Here is a 14,990-nt window from a genome sequence, read left to right as displayed (position 1 = left end):
TTTCTCCTTGGTGCGACGCCACAGGGGCAGTGAGGGTCACTGACGTCCCATGGCGATACGGATCCGGTCCTCGGGCCGGATGAAGTGGTCCGCGTCGTTGGGTCCCGTGTCGACCTGCACCCAGTGGATGTCACCGGTGAACGCGCCGTCGGGGCTCACATAGTCGGGGGCGACCGGAGTGCCGGTGTCCACGCCCACGTCGGCCGTCTCGTCTGCGGAGAAGAGGAACGGCAGCGTGTGCTCGACCCGGCCCTCGCCCACGTTGTCGCCGTCGTAGTACAGCGAGACGGTGCCGCCCTTGCCGAGGCCGCCGCCGTCGTAGGCGAACTCCATGCGCACCTGGTGTTCGCCGGAGGGCAGCGGCCGCTCGGCCTCGACCTGGGCGATCTCCAGGGCGCAGAGGTTGTACGCGAACTTCGCGCGGCCGTGCCTGGTGTAGAGGCTCCAGCCGCCGAAGCTGCCGCCCTGGGCGAGGATGACGCCCTCGACGGGGCCGTCGGCGGAGTCGATCTCGGCGGTGACGGCGAACGACTTGTTCTTGACGTTGACCAGGCTGCTCTCGGTCAGCCGGCCCATGCCGCCGTACAGCAACTGGTGGTCGGACCTGATGAGTTCGGGCCGTCCCGCGATCTCGGCGTTGAACCGCTCGGCGGTCCGGTCGTCCATCGGCAGGACGTTGTAGCGGACGGCCTCGATCAGCCACAGCCGCTGCAACTCGTGGAGCTTGTCCGGCATTTCGGCCGCCAGGTCGTGGGCCTGGGAGGGGTCGGTGGAGCCGTCGTAGAGCTCCCAGACGTCGTCGTCGAACGCCACCTGTTCCCCTACGACGACCCATGGCGTGCGGTGCTTGGTGACCGCGGACCAGCCCTTGTGGTAGATGCCGCGGTTGCCGAACATCTCGAAGTACTGCTGGTCGTGCCGCTCGGGCGCGTCGGCGTCCTCGAAGCTGTAGAGCATCGAGACGCCCTCCATCGGCGACTGCAGCACGCCGTTGACCGTGGTCGGCTCGGGGATCCCGGCCGCTTCGAGGACGGTCGGGGCGACGTCGATCAGGTGGCAGAACTGGCTGCGCACCTCGCCGCCGACGCGGAGCTTGCCCGGCCAGTGGAGGATGGTGCCGTTGCGGGTGCCGCCCCAGTGCGAGGCGACCTGCTTGGTCCACTGGTACGGAGTGTCCATGGCGTGCGCCCAGCCGACCGCGTAGTGGTTGTACGCCTCCGGGGTGCCGAACTTGTCGATGCGGGAGGCCATGAACTCCGGGGTCTCGATCTGGGCCATGCCGTTGAAGGCGAGCAGCTCGTTGAAGCTGCCGCGCAGGCCGCCCTCGGCGGAGGCGCCGTTGTCACCGGTGATCACGTACATCAGCGTGTCGTCGAGGATCCCCAGCTCCTCCAGGGCCGCGACGAGCCTGCCGATGTGGTGGTCGGTGTGGGTGAGGAAGCCGGCGTAGACCTCCATCTGCCGTGCCAGCACGGGACGGAACTGTGCCGGGATCTCCTCCCAGGCGGGGATCTCCGCGTGACGCTTCGTCAACTCCGCGTTCCGCGGTACGACTCCGAGTGCCTTCTGCCGGGTGAGGATCTCCTCCCGGATGGCGTCCCAGCCCAGGTCGAAGCGGCCGCGGTAGCGGTCGGACCACTCGGCGGGCACATGGTGGGGGGCGTGCGTGGCGCCCGGTGAGAAGTAGCAGAAGAACGGGCGGTCCGGCATCAGCGTCTTCTGCCGGCGCACCCAGGCGATGGCACGGTCCGTCAGATCCTCGGTGAGGTGGTAGCCCTCCTCGGGGGTCTTCGGCGGGTCGATGGGCGACGTGCCCTCGTACAGCGCGGGCTCGTACTGGTTGGTCTCGCCGCCGATGAAGCCGTAGAAGTACTCGAAGCCGCCGCCGCCCGTGGGCCAGGCGTCGAAGGGGCCGGCCGGGCTGGTCTGCCACACCGGGACCTCGTGGCACTTGCCGAACTGGGCCGTGGAGTAGCCGTTGAGCTTGAGGATCTCGGCGAGCGGCGCCTTGGTGTTGGGGCGCATCGAGTTGTAGCCGGGGGCCGACGTGGCGATCTCGGTGACGCCGCCCATGCCCACGGAGTGGTGGTTGCGGCCGGACAGCAGGGCCGCACGGCTCGGGGAGCACAGGGCGGTCGTGTGGAAGCGGGTGTAGCGCAGACCGTGCTGCGCCAGGCGGTCGAAGACCGGGGTCTCGCAGGGGCCGCCGAAGGTGCTCGGGGCGCCGAAACCGACGTCATCGAGCATGATCAGCATCACGTTGGGCGCCTGCTCGGGCGGCATCAGCGGCTGGATGGGCGGGAACGAGGTGTCCGGATCCTTGGCGTCGTACGTGATCGGCCCCAGGCGGTGCACATCGGGGATCGGCAGGATCTGGCGGTGGATCTCGGACATGAGCCGCGCCTTCTTTCCAGGTCGCCCCGGCAGGGCCACCGTCGTCCCGGTGGGGCCCGCTTCCCTGCCCCCACAGTGCGCGGCAGCGCGTCCCGGCGCCTCACCCGCCCCGGGTGAAGAACAGCCTGCGTTGCGGCCTTCCGGTTGACGGGTGAGGATCAAAAGGAAGGCAGTTCTTCCGGACTGCGAGCTGCGGTGTTGTCGTGTGTGCCATGCCCCGTCCGAGTTCCGGCGGACACCGGGACGCTGCTGCCGAACGGCTGACACCGAACGGTGATCCCCTTCTGGCGGCACGGTTCAGCGTGCCGGTTCCCCCGAGCACGTTCGTACGCAGACCGCGGCTCGTCGCGCGTCTGGCTCCGGGCGGGAACGTGCCCCTGACCCTCGTCAACGGACCCGCGGGAGCGGGCAAGACGCTGCTGGTGGCCGACTGGATCGCCACGGGCGGGGCGTCGAGCCGGGTCGCATGGCTGACGGTGGAGGACGAGGACAACGGCCCCGGCGTCTTCTGGACCTACGTACTGGAGGCCCTGCGCCGCCACGGGTTCGGCCCACCGGACGCCGTCGGCAGCCCGGCCCGCCCCGGCGAGGTGGACCACTCGCTGCTCGCCCGGCTCGCCGCTCATCTCAGTGAGCAGAGCGAGCCCGTCGTGCTGGTGCTCGACGAGTTCGACCGCGTCGCCGGCTCGACGGAGGTCGCCGACGAGCTTCAGTTCGTGCTCCGTCACGTGGGCGACGGACTGCGCCTGGTCGTCATCAGCCGTACGGAACCGCTGCTGCCGCTGCACCGCTACCGCGCCGCCGGCCAGGTCGTCGACATCCGCGGCGCCGACCTGGCATTCCTGCCCCAGGAGACGGCCGAGCTGCTCAGCCGGCACGGCATGCGTCTGTCGGAGCAGGGCGCCCGGGCCCTGACCGAGTGGACCGGGGGCTGGGCCGCCGGGCTCCGGCTCTGCATTCTGGCGGCGCAGCAGGCCGAGGACCCGGACGTCTTCCTGAAGGACTTCGAAGCGGGTCGCAGCACGCTCGCCGACTTCCTGCTCGCCGAGGTGCTCGACACCCAGCCGGGCCGGACACAGGACCTGATGCTGCGCAGCAGCATCCTCGAACAGATCCATCCCGACCTGGCCAACGCCCTCACGGGCCGCGACGATGCGGAGCCGATCCTGGCCGGGCTGCAGCGCGCGAACGCGTTCGTCGAGTCCATCGGTCACTCGTGGTACCGGCTTCACCCCCTGTTCGCCGAGATCCTCCGGGTCCATCTACGGGTCCGGTGCCCGGGGCTCGAGCCCGAGCTGCACCGGAGGGCCGCACGGTGGCTCAGCGAAGCGGGACTGTTCGCCGAGGCCCTGCCGCACGCCGCGGACGCGGGGGACTGGGAGCACACGGCGAACCAGTTCGTGGAGGAGCTGGCCATCGGCCGGCTGCTCACCGGCCTGGACGCCGAACGCCTGGACCGGCTCTTCTCCACGATGCCCGCGGACACTCCAGGGCCCGCCGCGGATCTCGTACGCACCGCCCGTCATCTGACCCGCCACGATGTCGACCGCGGGCTCGAACACCTTCGCCGCGCCCAGGACAACCTGCACGACGGCGGGTCTCCGTCCGCGGCCCGGCGGCTGAGCTGCGCACTGCTGCGGGTGCTCGCCGCCCGGATGATCGGCTCGGCCGACCTGGCCGAGGACGCCGCGCAGGACGTGGCGGCGGCGGAGCGAGCCATCCCCGCCGAGCGTCTGGAACCGCATCCCGAACTGCGCGCACTGACCCTCACCGACCTGGGATCGGCCCAGCTGTGGGCAGGGCGCTTCGACGCCGCCCGGTCGACGCTGTCCGCCGCGGCGCAACTGGGCGACGGTCCGGACACCGCGGTTCCGCGGCACGAGTGCCTCAGCCGTTTGGCTCTGATCGACTTCCTGCGCGGCTGGCCCGACCGTGCCGAACGGCACGCCCGGGAAGCGGTCGCCGAGGCGGAGCGGGGCGGTCTGCCCCCGGCGGCCCGCACTGGCGTCGCCGAGCTTGTGCTGGCATCCGTCGCCCTCGACCGTGACGAACTCGGCACCGCACATGCCCATCTCGAGCAGGTGTTCGCATCGTCCGTGGCCCCGCACGACCCCATCGTGCGGGCCGAAGTGACGCTCCTGCGCTCGCGCCTGCTGCTCGCCAAGGGCCATTCGCGCGCGGCACTGCGCGTCCTCGACGAGCTGGAGAAACCGCCGGCCCCCGTCGAGCCCTCGCCGTGGGTGCGCGACCGGACCGCCCTGGCGAGGGCCAACGCACACCTGTGGGAAGGCCGCCCCGAAGCCGCCGCGGAGATCCTTGAGGAGGACGGGGCCGCCGGGCCGGAGAGCGTGGTGGCCGCGGCCCGCGCCCGGCTCGCCGTGGGCAGCGAGCACGAGGCGCAGCGTCTGCTCGACGCGTTCCCGGTGGGACACGGCGAGGGACCCGCCGTCACGGTCAGGATGCTGCTGGCACGGGCGCAGGCCGCCGATGCGCTGGGCGACGGCTTCGCGGCACAGCGGCTGACCGCACGAGCCTTGTCCACGGCCCGGCCCGAAGAGCTCAGGCGCCCGTTCGTCGAGGCCGGACCATGGCTGCACCGTCTGGTGCGCCACCGGCCGGAGCTGACGCGGGGTCACGACTGGCTGCCCCCCGTACTGGTGGGACACCCTCCGACGCAGCACGCGCACGAGCCCGGCCCCGGCATCATGGCCGAGCCACTGAGCGAGCGTGAGCACGAGGTGCTGGAACGGCTGGCGCAGACGATGTCGACGGAGGAGATCGCCGCCGATCTCCATCTGTCGGTCAACACCGTCAAGACGCATCTGAAGAACGTCTACCGCAAGCTCGCCGTGAGGCGGCGGGGCGAAGCGGTGCGTCACGCCCGGGAGCTGCACCTCCTGTAGGAAGGCCGCTTGCGGGAAGGCCCGGTCACCTGAGGCGGGTGATGCCGCGCACCGTCCGGGGGTCCCAGCATGGAATCGGGGGCAGAGCTGTCGTACGACTGCGAGAGAAGCGCGCTCATGCGATACGAGATCCGCGTCGACGGGGAGATGTCCCGGACGATGACCGGGGCGTTCCCGGAGCTGGAGAGCATCGTCATGGCCGGGCAGACCGTCCTGTTCGGCCAGGTCACCGATGAGGCGCAGCTGTACGGCCTGCTGACACGCTTCCAGTCGCTGGGACTGCACGTGGTGGAGATGCGACGTCTTCCCGAGTGATGCGGCACATGGCGCGGTGTCCACATGCGATGTCCCTGTCGGTGAGAACCGACAGGGACATTTTCGGGCGCCGTGCCGACCCGACCGGATTCGTTCACCCGGCGAGGACCTTGGCCTTGGCCTTCTCGTACTCGGCGTCGCTGATGTCGCCGTGGTCGTGCAGGCCGGCGAGCTTGGCCAGTTCGTCCGCCTTGTTCGTCCCGGCCGTCCCGGTCGTCGGGGCCTCGGTGGCCGCATCCCGTACGTACGCGCGGAAGGCCTGGTCCCGGGCCTGTGCCTGCCGCATGGCCCGCTCGCCCATGCTCCGGCCCCGGACGATCAGATAGACGAGGACGCCCAGGAAGGGCAGGACACAGACGGAGAGTGTCCAGCCCGCCTTGCCCCAGCCGCTGAGGGCGTCGTCGCTGAAGATGTCGGTGATGACCCTGAACAGGAGCATGAACCACATGATCCACAGGAAGAACCACATCATCGTGAGGAACGCGTTGAGCAGGGGGTAGTCGGACATGATGCCCTCCGGTTTCCGGTCCGCCGTCCGATGGCCACAGCGGCGTGGTGCTGACGGCACCACGGTCCACCGGCACGGAGTGCAGCGGATCACCCGCTACGGGTGGCCTCACGGACGACCCGGTCGCCGCATTCTCACAGCGCAGGCATGGACGACCCGCGCACCCCGCGGTCGGCGTGTGACCAGGAGGAACAGCCATGGCGACGGAACTCGTTCCCGGGACCGCGAACCTCGCGGACGCCCTGGCGGCCGTAGAAGCCGCGTACGACCAGCTGAACGCCGCCGACGAGCGATCGCTCGAGCGACTCCACGAATGTGCCGAGGAACTGGCCAGGGCGACCGAAGCCGGCGGCCGGCACGGCCACCGTCCCGGAGCCATCCGGCTGGACGAGCCGTGGAACCTTCCGGAGCGGCTGCGGCACCGCTACCTCGCGGCGGATCACGGCGCACACTGGATCATGCGGCACTGCCGTTGACGTACGCCCCCCCGCATCACCCGTCAGGGGTGACAACGGAAGTGGGGCGAGCGCCGTGCAGCCCTCGGTTCCCTCGCGTGACATGACGCGCGCGAATGCCCCCGGGCTCTTACGGTGATCGCGTGGAGGCAGAGCCGTGGCACACGCGAGGTCCCGTCGCCACGCCCCGCTTCAGGCGCCTGGTCGGCTTGCTGAGCCCGGCCCTGGCGACGGCGACGATGGTGGCAGCGGTCGTGCTCGGCCTGGGACTGCCGCACTGGGAGGACTCCCTGCCGAAGGTCGGGTTGACCTACGACCCGGCGACGGCCTCGACGACCCTCGCGGCCATCGCTGGCGGGATGATCACCCTGTCCGGGTTCGTCATCACCGCGGTCACCCTGGTCATCCAGACCGTGCAGAGCATGTCGCCCCGGCTGATCGGCGTCATCGGCCATTTCCGCCGGTCTGTGGCCGTCGTGGGGCTCGTGACCGGGACCGCGGTCTACGCGCTGGTCGTGCTGGCCCAGATCCGGCCCGACGAGACTCCGCGGCTGTCGGTGACCCTGGCTGTCGCCCTCGTGGTCGTCGACACGGCCGTTCTGTTGCGGAGTCTCACCAGGCTCCGGCAGTTCGTGACCGGGGGCGGCCTCGCCCGGGCGGTGGGCGAACTCATGCCCGCGTCGATTGACGCCGCTCTCCCGCTGAACGGCACCGCAGCGGCCGCCGGCGCGGCAGAGGCCTGGGCATCCGGGACGGGTGTTCCGTTGGTCCACACCGGGCGGCCCGGCGTCGTCCAGGGCGTCGACGAGCGGCGGCTGGTACGGATCGCGACGGGCTGGGACGCGCGTGTCGCACTCGGGGTCGGTCCCGGGGACTACGTCGGCGCCGGCTCGGTCCTGGGGTATGTGCACGGCCCGGCGGAGGCGCGTGAACCACATGGCGGCCGGCTGCGCCTCCTGGCGTCCTGCGTACACGTGGACCGGGTCCGCTCCCTCGGCCAGGATCCGTCGTACGGCCTCCGGCTCCTGGTGGACATCGCGATCCGCGCACTCTCACCGGCCGTCAACGACCCCACGACCGCCGTCCAGGCACTGGACCAGATCGAGGAGACCCTGCTGCGGCTCGTCACCCGCCCGCTCGGCGTGGCCCTGGTGACGGACGACCGGGGGACACCCCGCCTGCGCCGCTCCGCGCCCGTGTGGCCAGGTCTTGTGAGCCTGGCACTGGACGAGATCCTGCACTACGGGGCGACGTCCTTGCAGGTCGTACGACGTCTACGGGTGCTGCTCGACACCGTGGCCGAAGCGGCCCCGGACCACCGGCGAGCCCCCCTGGCCGAACGCGTCGCCCTGGTGGACCGCCTCGCCCACTCCTTCCGGGATCCGCTGCTCACGGCGGTGGCGGAGGGGGCCGACCGGCAGGGACTCGGCGGGCCGACGGCCCCGTGAACCCCTTCAGTCCCGGATGTCCTCCCGCTTGACCGAGCACAGCGCCCAGATGGTGAACCCGTACAGGGCGATCAGCGTCAGCGACCAGACGGGGTAGTACGGGATGGACAGGAAGTTGGCGATGATCAGGAGCGCCGCGATGCCCACGCCGATGACCCTCGCCCAGGTGGCCGCGGCGAACAGACCGAAGCTCGTGACCATGGCGATCACACCGAGCGTCAGCTGGATCCAGCCCCAGCTCGTCAGGTCGAACTTGAAGACGTAGTTGGGGGTGTTGACGAAGACGTCGTCGTTGGCGATCGCCATGATGCCTCGGAAGAGGTCGAGGGTGCCGGCGATGAACAGCAACACGGCGGCGAAGAGCGTCATCCCTGTGGCGGCAGCCTGGACGCCTGGCGTGCGGTGGTGGGTGGTGGCCATTGCAGGACCTCCGTTCCTTGTACGGCTGCGGCCCGCAGCCGTATGTGATCAAGCTTCCGCTTGGTCGACCGGCCCGTCGTCACCCCTGACGGGTGATGAACGGTTGTGGCGGACCGCGTGCTCAGGCAGCCACGGCGGTGATCCGGTCGGCGTGTACGGCCTCGGCGAAGATCTCGTAGTCCCGGTCGTTCTGGTCGGCGTACGCCTCGGCGAACTCCGCCAGGGCACGGTCGAAGGAGCCGCCGGTGCCGAGGTAGGCGGCGATGGCGACCGGATCCCCGGAGCGGGCATGGGCGCGGGCCAGCGAGCCACCGCACAGGTTGGCGTAGAGACGCAGCACGTCGGGCGGCATGGTCTCGGGCCGGGGGGTGCCCTTCCAGTCGCGCAGCTGCCTGACGTAGAAGTCGCGCAGCCGGCCGTCCATGCCGGTGACGCGTTCCCAGCCGAGGAAGATGTCGCTGTTCGCCTGCATCAGCCGCTGCCCTGCGACGACGCGCTTTCCCTGGTTGTCGTACCTGCCGGGTCCGCAGTACGGGGCGAGGACCGACTCCCCGGCCTCCTTGGCCTGCAGCAGCAGCGGATCGCCGTCGTCCCGGCCCTCCATGAGGGCGATCCAGCAGCGGGTGCCGACGCTGCCGACCCCGACCACCTTGCGCGCCATGTCGACCAGGTGGAAGCGTTCCAGCAGGTGGCGGCGTTCGGTGGAGAGGCTGTGCCCGTAGCGTTCGATGAGCGATCTCAGAGTGTGTTCGAGTTCCTCGCGCTCGGTGCCCGTGTCCAGGTCGCTGATGGGGGTGATCAGGGGCGGGTCGGGGGCGAACCGTCGTACGCCGTCGACCACATGGGTGAGCTTGTCGAAGGCCTGGAGGCTGTCCCGGGTGCGGGCCTTGGCCATGGCACGGGACGTCCGACGGCGGACGCTCTTGTCCGGCAGCACCGCGTTGAGCTGGTCGGCGTCGTCCTGGGCGTACCAGATGTCCAGCGTGCGCATGTCGGAGAAGACCCGCATCCGCTCGCGGTACGCCTTCACCGCCTCCTTGACGACGGCGGCGCGCTGCCCGTCGTCGAAACCGTTGGCGCGGCCCGCGACGGCGAGACTGGCGGCCAGCCGCTTGATGTCCCATTCGAAGGGGCCCGGCAAGGTCTCGTCGAAGTCGTTGATGTCGAAGACGAGGTGCCGTTCGGGAGAGGCGAAAAGACCGTAGTTCAGCAGGTGGGCGTCGCCGCACAGCTGGACCGTGATGCCCGTGTGCGGCGCCCGGCCGAGGTCCGCGGCCATGATCGCAGCGGCCCCCCGGTAGAACCGGAAGGGTGACTCCAGCATCCGGCCGTAGCGGATGGGCACCAGTTCCGGCACCCGCGTGACGGCTTGCTGCTCGAGGACGCCGATGGGCTGCGGGCGCTTCTCGGCCGGAACGAACCGTGCGTGGCTCGACCGGGGCACGGTGGAGCGGGCCGCTCTGCCCTGCGCGGCCCGCTCGGCCACGGTGAGGTGGCTGCCGGCCTGGTTCGTCGCTGTCATTGCGGCCTCCTCGTCGCCGGTGTCCCCGCATCCGGCAGGCGGTGCATCTCGTCGATGCGCAGCCCCAGATTCTGGAAACGCAGCAGCAGTCCGTACAGATGCGCCTCGTCCTTCACCGGGCCGAAGAACAGCGTCTGCTCGGAACCGGCCCTCGTCGCCAGCTCCGGGAACGCCTCGGCCAATGCCACGGAGACGCGACCGTCGACACGGAACTCGTAACGCATGCCGACACCGCCCTCTCTTGCGCGCAGGGACCCTCTTCCTCGCATGCTGCCCGCCCTGCGGCCACACCGGATCACCCTCTCGAGGTGACTGGCCGACCTCTTGGCGGGCACGGATTCGAGGTTCGGCCGACCCACCGCCAACCGGTCGACCTCCGTGGCGGGTCGATGATCGATCGCCATGGCCGCTGAGACGATGCGGGCATGGCACCAGGGCAAGGCAGTTCTTCGAATTCGGCAGCCGCAAAACTCGTCCTGCTGACACTCGCGTCCGGCCAGTTCCTGATGGCCCTCGACAGCTCCGTCATGAACGTCTCGATCGCGACGGTGGCCGACGACGTGGGCACGACGGTGACCGGGGTGCAGGGCGCGATCACCGCCTACACCCTCGTGATGGCGATGTTCATGATCCCCGGCGGCAAGGTCGGCGCCCTGATCGGCCGCAAGTCCGCGTTCCTGATCGGCTGCGTGATCTACGGCTGCGGATCCCTGACCACGGCCCTCGCCCCGAACCTGCCGGTGCTCCTGCTCGGCTGGTCGTTCCTCGAGGGGATCGGGGCGGCGCTGATCATGCCCGCGATCGTGGCGCTCGTCGCCGGCAACTTCGGCATCGAGCGCCGGCCCGCCGCCTACGGACTCGTCGCGGCCGCGGGAGCCGTGGCGATCGCCGTCGGGCCGCTCATCGGAGGCATCGCGACCACGTACTTCTCCTGGCGCTGGGTGTTCGCCGGCGAAGTCGTGATCGTGCTCGGCATCCTGTTCCTCGGCCGCCGCATCGCCGACGCGCCGGCCGAGAGCCGCCCGCGCATCGATCTCGTCGGCGCGCTGCTGTCCGCCGCCGGCCTCGGGATCTTCGTCTACGGCGTACTCCGCTCCGACGAATGGGGCTGGTTCCGCCCGAAGCCCGACGCGCCTTCCTGGCTCGGGGTCTCACTGGTCGTCTGGCTGATGCTGGCGGGGCTGCTCCTGGTCTGGCTGTTCCTGCGCTGGGAGGCGCGTCTGGTGGAGCAGCGCAGGGAACCACTCGTGGACCCGGCTCTCCTGCAGAACCGGCAGCTCACCGGCGGGCTGACGATGTTCTTCTTCCAGTACCTCGTACAAATGGGTGTGTTCTTCGTCGTACCCCTGTACCTGTCGGTGGCACTCGGCCTGTCCGCGCTCAAGACGGGTGCGCGCATCCTGCCGCTCTCGCTGACACTGCTGGCCGCCGCGATCCTCATCCCGCGTTTCCTCCCGGACGTCTCGCCGCGGCGGGTGGTCCGGCTCGGGATCCTCGCCCTGCTTGCGGGAGCGGTGGTCCTGATGGCCGCGCTCGACGAGGACGCGGGCGCGGAGATCGTCACCATCCCCCTCCTGCTGATCGGGCTCGGCATGGGCGCGCTGGCGTCCCAGCTCGGCTCGGTCACCGTGTCCGCGGTGCCGGACGAGCAGAGCGCGGAGGTGGGCGGCATCCAGAACGCCGTCACCAACCTCGGCGCCTCGATCGGTACGGCACTCGCCGGGTCGGTCCTGATCGCCGCGCTGACGAGTTCGTTCCTCGCCAATATCGAGCAGAACCCGGACATCCCCGATCACGTCAAGAGCACGGCGAGCGTCGAACTCCAGAGTGGTGCGCCCTTTGTGTCGGACGCTCAGCTCAAGGCCGCCCTCGACGAGGCGGGCACGAGCGAGAAAGTGACGCAGGCCGCGCTCGACGCGAACACCGACGCCAGGCTCGACGGCCTGCGCGCGGCACTCGCGATCCTCGCCCTCACCTCGGTCCTCGCGCTGTTCTTCACCCACCGGATCCCGACGACCCAGCCGCGCTCGAAGTAGGTGCCATGCGGAGGGGCGAGCCACGCCGTCCTCAGCGCTCCATCTGACCCGTAGTCCCAGGTGAGAAGGGTTGTGGCGCCCCCGGCAGGACTCGAACCTGCGGCCAAGCGCTTAGAAGGCGCCTGGCGCAAGCTGCCCTACTTGTGTTCTGACCTGGTTTAGCCCGGTTTAGCCCGCCTCGAACGGAGGGGATCTGTGGAACTTCGACACGCATTCGACAGACCAGGGGTCGGCGCGTTGGCTTGACTGGGTGTCATGAAGCTGGCAAGGCGTCTGCGCGTGGCGAGTGGGAGTGGGCTGCATCGTGCCCTCAGCCTGCGGCGTGGAGCGTGATGGTCACCGACGCCGGGGCGAGCTGGAGATGGCCGTAAAGCGGGTGGTGCGGCATGTGGAGCAGGCCCCGGCCGAGTGATGGGCGGCCGGTTCGGGTACATATCCCCTATGGCCGAGCAGTCGCCGCAAAAGGAAGACCTCTGCACTTGCAGCATCGAGATTCGCGAAATTGCCCTGGTCCACGGGACTAGTTTCTGTCGTACCTGCGGGCGTAAGGCCGAAGAGGCGGCCGGCATCAGGCCCCGCTTCAAGAGGACGAGGGCCGTCCGTAAGCCCGCCGCGGGCTCCTCGGAGAACGAGCCCGGTGTGGAGGTACGGCCGTCTGCAGCGCCAGCTCCCCAGCCCCAGCCGAGACGGCCAACGCTGTAGGTCTGGCGTCCCACTGGCCTGCGACAGCCCGCGGGACGTGGCGAGGGATAGATCATGGTGCGCGCCGTACCGTCGGGCACTGACAGCTCAATGCGAACTACGGGCGCGGCGGTCGCTGAGGCTTGCTGGGCTGATCAGCCGGCCGCGTACGTGCAGTGTTGGTCGGCTGCGGTCGTACCGGTTGCTGTACTTCGCTGCTGTACAGCTGGACCCCGCTTTCGAACGAGTCACCGCCTGGAGAGAATCAGAGCATGGGTAAGCCAGACTTGAACGACCGGCTCCGCCCGCTGTGGGAGGAGCACCGGCGCGCGCCGTTCCCCGGCCGCTTCCGCGGTGTGGACATCGCAGGCGTGGAACTGGTCCTGCTTGATTCAAGCGTTGCGGGTCTGGTCATGGGAGAGCTGAGCGGCGGGCTGGATCATGACGAAGTCGCGATCCTCTGGGCGTGCATCACGGACCTCGACAAGGTCTTGCCCCTGATCGATGACGAGTACTGCAGGGACTACTACGCACGACTGCGGGTGCTGGCCGAGCTTGTCGCACCGAGGTACATACCCAGCGCAATCTGAGGTCTCCATCCGCGCCGACGTCAGGTCAGTGGAGTCTCAATCGGCGAGTCAAGGCCGTCGAGTGCGATCAGCAGCCGAAGAAGTGAGGGGCCGGCCCTGCAATCGATCAACACTGCGACCTGCGACTTACCTGTCGACGGTTGTCGGCGGTGGTCGTCGTTGAGCACCCTCGGACGGCCCGGAGACGGCCCAGCGCCAACGAGCGTTCGGCCTGGTCGGGGCTCACCGCTCTGGCCTTGGGCGGCACGAGAAGCCGAAGCCCGCCGTCTATGCTCGGCCGTGTGAAGGACTCGACGGCGTTTCGCTCGGTGGTGCGGGACTATGCCCGGTCCATGGTGAGTGGGGACCTTGAGCCCTACGACGCGGGCATGAAGATCTGGGGCCGCGCTGGTAGGGAATGGCCGAGCGACGACGGGGACGAGATTTGCATCGCTCTGCAACTTCTCTGGGGCGCCCTGACGGATTGGGTTGAACTGCGGCCAAGCGAGACGGCCGAGGCTGAGGGCGAAATGGTCAGAGCCGCCCGGGAATGGCTCGTCACCGAGGGCACCGCAGACGCCGAGGCTCAGTACTTCGACCGCTGGATCGCGCATGCCGAGACTTGCTCACGGTCGCATCTCTCAAGGTCGTCCCAAGCCCTGCCGGCTGGTGACCCTCTCGATGCGAACTACGGGCAGGGAGGTCGTTGAGGTCTCCTCAACTGGTCAGGCGGTGGGCTGAGGCCGGTAACGGTCAGCTGCGGTTGCGCTGGTTGCTGTACTTCATTGCTGTACAGCGGTTGGGGCATTGGCTGCCGTTTTCGAGTGTCTGGTCAGGATGCACGAGTTCATATCGTCGGGGTCCCCTACGGTCAGAGCCACGAGCAAGCGCCCCTTGTCTCGGTATAGGTCGAAGGGGGTGTGTTGGTCCCCCATGACAAATTCGAGTTGTTGCTCAGCGCCGGACTCGTCGATCTCCCAGGTGCCATCCCCGCTGACCCTCTGCGTGACCTTGCCGTCGAGTTCCATCTCGGTAGGGATGCCGGCGGCGGACGCCGATCCGTCCGGGTTCAAGGTCAACGTGGTGTCGCACTCCCGGGCGCGCCAGGTGCCTACGAGCTGAGAGTCGTGGACGTTCTTCGCAGGCGGATAGCCGCCCCATCCCATGCACGCGGAGACCGACAGCGCCACCGGGCCCGAAATTAGCGCCCACGTCCATGCTCGGGTGTTCATCGCCCGCCCCCTTCGTGCTGGTGGCCTGATCTTAGGCCTCTGGCTTGCCGGGGCAGCATGCGGTCTGCGCGCGACGAGGGGGGCGGCGGGCTGAGGCTTTGGTCCATTTGGGCCGGTTACTGGCGTTCATCCCTTGCCGGACCTCATGGTGGACGCCATGACACAGCTTCGCGTGACGGCCTTGATGGCCGACGGCCAAACCATTCAAGTAACTGCCATCACGGTATGGCAGGAGGAATGGATCACGCTGGAACCCGCAGAGGGGGCCAGTGAAGACGAGATCCGTAAAGAGCTGGCGGAGAAGCTGAGGGCCTACTTGGAAGAGAACAATGAGCGGGCGCTTGTACTTCGTGGGCCCGACTCAGTGATTGTCTGCCCTCCCGGCAAAATCCCACTATTCCGGGTGCGATAGCTCCCGAAGGTCGGCGTAGCGACTTTGGCCGGGAGCTGCTTTGGCGCGAGTGATCATGGCCCCGTAAGCTTCCGGCGCGTCGGGCAGTCTGTGGA

The 14,990-nt window shown here is 69.2% G+C and carries 14 protein-coding genes and 1 tRNA gene; 8 read left to right on the top strand and 7 right to left on the bottom strand.

What is annotated here, in order from left to right; translation table 11 throughout:
• Positions 1-36 precede the first annotated feature (36 nt).
• A complete protein-coding gene (locus ACFY10_RS05870; RefSeq protein WP_390663787.1) occupies positions 37-2,394 on the bottom strand; it encodes an arylsulfatase in 2,358 nt (785 codons plus the stop codon).
• Between the two features lie 212 nt (positions 2,395-2,606).
• On the opposite strand from ACFY10_RS05870, the gene ACFY10_RS05865 reads away from it, so the two are divergent.
• Both ACFY10_RS05865 and ACFY10_RS05860 read left to right on the top strand, forming a co-directional pair.
• A complete protein-coding gene (locus tag ACFY10_RS05865; RefSeq protein WP_390663786.1) occupies positions 2,607-5,297 on the top strand; it encodes a LuxR C-terminal-related transcriptional regulator in 2,691 nt (896 codons plus the stop codon).
• 117 nt (positions 5,298-5,414) lie between these two features.
• Positions 5,415-5,612 carry a hypothetical protein gene (locus tag ACFY10_RS05860; RefSeq protein ID WP_390663785.1) on the top strand — a complete coding sequence of 66 codons (198 nt, stop codon included), beginning with the start codon at positions 5,415-5,417 and terminating at the stop codon, positions 5,610-5,612.
• Between the two features lie 94 nt (positions 5,613-5,706).
• Here the strand turns inward: ACFY10_RS05860 and ACFY10_RS05855 are convergent, their stop codons facing one another.
• Complete coding sequence (locus ACFY10_RS05855) at positions 5,707-6,120, bottom strand: SHOCT domain-containing protein (protein WP_390663784.1); 414 nt, start codon at positions 6,118-6,120, stop codon at positions 5,707-5,709.
• A gap of 197 nt (positions 6,121-6,317) precedes the next feature.
• Between ACFY10_RS05855 and ACFY10_RS05850 the strand changes: the two genes are divergently transcribed.
• Both ACFY10_RS05850 and ACFY10_RS05845 read left to right on the top strand, forming a co-directional pair.
• Positions 6,318-6,596 (top strand): hypothetical protein, encoded by a 279-nt coding sequence (locus ACFY10_RS05850; RefSeq protein WP_390663783.1) that lies wholly within the window; start codon positions 6,318-6,320, stop codon positions 6,594-6,596.
• A 122-nt stretch (positions 6,597-6,718) separates the two neighbouring features.
• Complete coding sequence (locus ACFY10_RS05845; RefSeq protein WP_390663782.1) at positions 6,719-8,023, top strand: DUF2254 domain-containing protein; 1,305 nt, start codon at positions 6,719-6,721, stop codon at positions 8,021-8,023.
• A 6-nt stretch (positions 8,024-8,029) separates the two neighbouring features.
• On the opposite strand, the gene ACFY10_RS05840 is transcribed toward ACFY10_RS05845, so the two are convergent.
• From ACFY10_RS05840 to ACFY10_RS05830, 3 genes are all read right to left on the bottom strand, one after another.
• Positions 8,030-8,443, bottom strand: coding sequence for a hypothetical protein (locus ACFY10_RS05840; RefSeq protein ID WP_390663781.1), 414 nt, complete (start codon positions 8,441-8,443; stop codon positions 8,030-8,032).
• Positions 8,444-8,564: 121 nt separating this feature from the next.
• Positions 8,565-9,965, bottom strand: coding sequence for a DUF2252 domain-containing protein (locus ACFY10_RS05835; RefSeq protein WP_390663780.1), 1,401 nt, complete (start codon positions 9,963-9,965; stop codon positions 8,565-8,567).
• Complete coding sequence (locus ACFY10_RS05830; RefSeq protein ID WP_390663779.1) at positions 9,962-10,189, bottom strand: hypothetical protein; 228 nt, start codon at positions 10,187-10,189, stop codon at positions 9,962-9,964. Before ACFY10_RS05830 ends, ACFY10_RS05835 begins: the two co-directional genes overlap by 4 nt.
• 201 nt (positions 10,190-10,390) lie before the next feature.
• Here ACFY10_RS05830 and ACFY10_RS05825 point away from each other — a divergent pair, with 201 nt between their 5' ends.
• A complete protein-coding gene (locus tag ACFY10_RS05825) occupies positions 10,391-12,001 on the top strand; it encodes an MFS transporter (RefSeq protein WP_390663778.1) in 1,611 nt (536 codons plus the stop codon).
• Positions 12,002-12,074: 73 nt separating this feature from the next.
• Here ACFY10_RS05825 and ACFY10_RS05820 read toward each other — a convergent pair.
• Positions 12,075-12,142: transfer RNA gene (locus ACFY10_RS05820), tRNA-Arg, on the bottom strand.
• An 812-nt stretch (positions 12,143-12,954) separates the two neighbouring features.
• Between ACFY10_RS05820 and ACFY10_RS05815 the strand changes: the two genes are divergently transcribed.
• Both ACFY10_RS05815 and ACFY10_RS05810 read left to right on the top strand, forming a co-directional pair.
• Positions 12,955-13,272 carry a hypothetical protein gene (locus tag ACFY10_RS05815; RefSeq protein WP_383986837.1) on the top strand — a complete coding sequence of 106 codons (318 nt, stop codon included), beginning with the start codon at positions 12,955-12,957 and terminating at the stop codon, positions 13,270-13,272.
• A 281-nt stretch (positions 13,273-13,553) separates the two neighbouring features.
• A complete protein-coding gene (locus tag ACFY10_RS05810; protein WP_390663777.1) occupies positions 13,554-13,961 on the top strand; it encodes a hypothetical protein in 408 nt (135 codons plus the stop codon).
• A 72-nt stretch (positions 13,962-14,033) separates the two neighbouring features.
• On the opposite strand, the gene ACFY10_RS05805 is transcribed toward ACFY10_RS05810, so the two are convergent.
• Positions 14,034-14,483, bottom strand: coding sequence for a hypothetical protein (locus ACFY10_RS05805; protein ID WP_390663776.1), 450 nt, complete (start codon positions 14,481-14,483; stop codon positions 14,034-14,036).
• 157 nt (positions 14,484-14,640) lie between these two features.
• On the opposite strand from ACFY10_RS05805, the gene ACFY10_RS05800 reads away from it, so the two are divergent.
• Complete coding sequence (locus ACFY10_RS05800) at positions 14,641-14,895, top strand: hypothetical protein (protein ID WP_390663775.1); 255 nt, start codon at positions 14,641-14,643, stop codon at positions 14,893-14,895.
• The last annotated feature ends 95 nt before the right edge of the window (positions 14,896-14,990 follow it).

The sequence above is a fragment of the Streptomyces sp. NPDC001401 genome, from assembly GCF_042895385.1.
Classification (GTDB): Bacteria; Actinomycetota; Actinomycetes; order Streptomycetales; family Streptomycetaceae; genus Streptomyces.
The sequence above is the reverse complement of the archived record's forward strand: the minus strand, read 5'-3'. Positions and strand labels throughout refer to the sequence as shown.

Excerpts from the sequence above, each read along its gene's own strand:
- ACFY10_RS05800 (WP_390663775.1), top strand. The coding sequence starts at position 14,641 with ATGACACAGCTTCGCGTGACGGCCTTGATGGCCGACGGCCAAACCATT.
- ACFY10_RS05825 (WP_390663778.1), top strand. The coding sequence starts at position 10,391 with ATGGCACCAGGGCAAGGCAGTTCTTCGAATTCGGCAGCCGCAAAACTC.
- ACFY10_RS05840 (WP_390663781.1), bottom strand. The coding sequence starts at position 8,443 with ATGGCCACCACCCACCACCGCACGCCAGGCGTCCAGGCTGCCGCCACA.
- ACFY10_RS05815 (WP_383986837.1), top strand. The coding sequence starts at position 12,955 with ATGGGTAAGCCAGACTTGAACGACCGGCTCCGCCCGCTGTGGGAGGAG.
- ACFY10_RS05830 (WP_390663779.1), bottom strand. The coding sequence starts at position 10,189 with ATGCGTTACGAGTTCCGTGTCGACGGTCGCGTCTCCGTGGCATTGGCC.
- ACFY10_RS05860 (WP_390663785.1), top strand. The coding sequence starts at position 5,415 with ATGCGATACGAGATCCGCGTCGACGGGGAGATGTCCCGGACGATGACC.
- ACFY10_RS05835 (WP_390663780.1), bottom strand. The coding sequence starts at position 9,965 with ATGACAGCGACGAACCAGGCCGGCAGCCACCTCACCGTGGCCGAGCGG.
- ACFY10_RS05850 (WP_390663783.1), top strand. The coding sequence starts at position 6,318 with ATGGCGACGGAACTCGTTCCCGGGACCGCGAACCTCGCGGACGCCCTG.
- ACFY10_RS05865 (WP_390663786.1), top strand. The coding sequence starts at position 2,607 with ATGCCCCGTCCGAGTTCCGGCGGACACCGGGACGCTGCTGCCGAACGG.
- ACFY10_RS05855 (WP_390663784.1), bottom strand. The coding sequence starts at position 6,120 with ATGTCCGACTACCCCCTGCTCAACGCGTTCCTCACGATGATGTGGTTC.
- ACFY10_RS05870 (WP_390663787.1), bottom strand. The coding sequence starts at position 2,394 with ATGTCCGAGATCCACCGCCAGATCCTGCCGATCCCCGATGTGCACCGC.
- ACFY10_RS05805 (WP_390663776.1), bottom strand. The coding sequence starts at position 14,483 with ATGAACACCCGAGCATGGACGTGGGCGCTAATTTCGGGCCCGGTGGCG.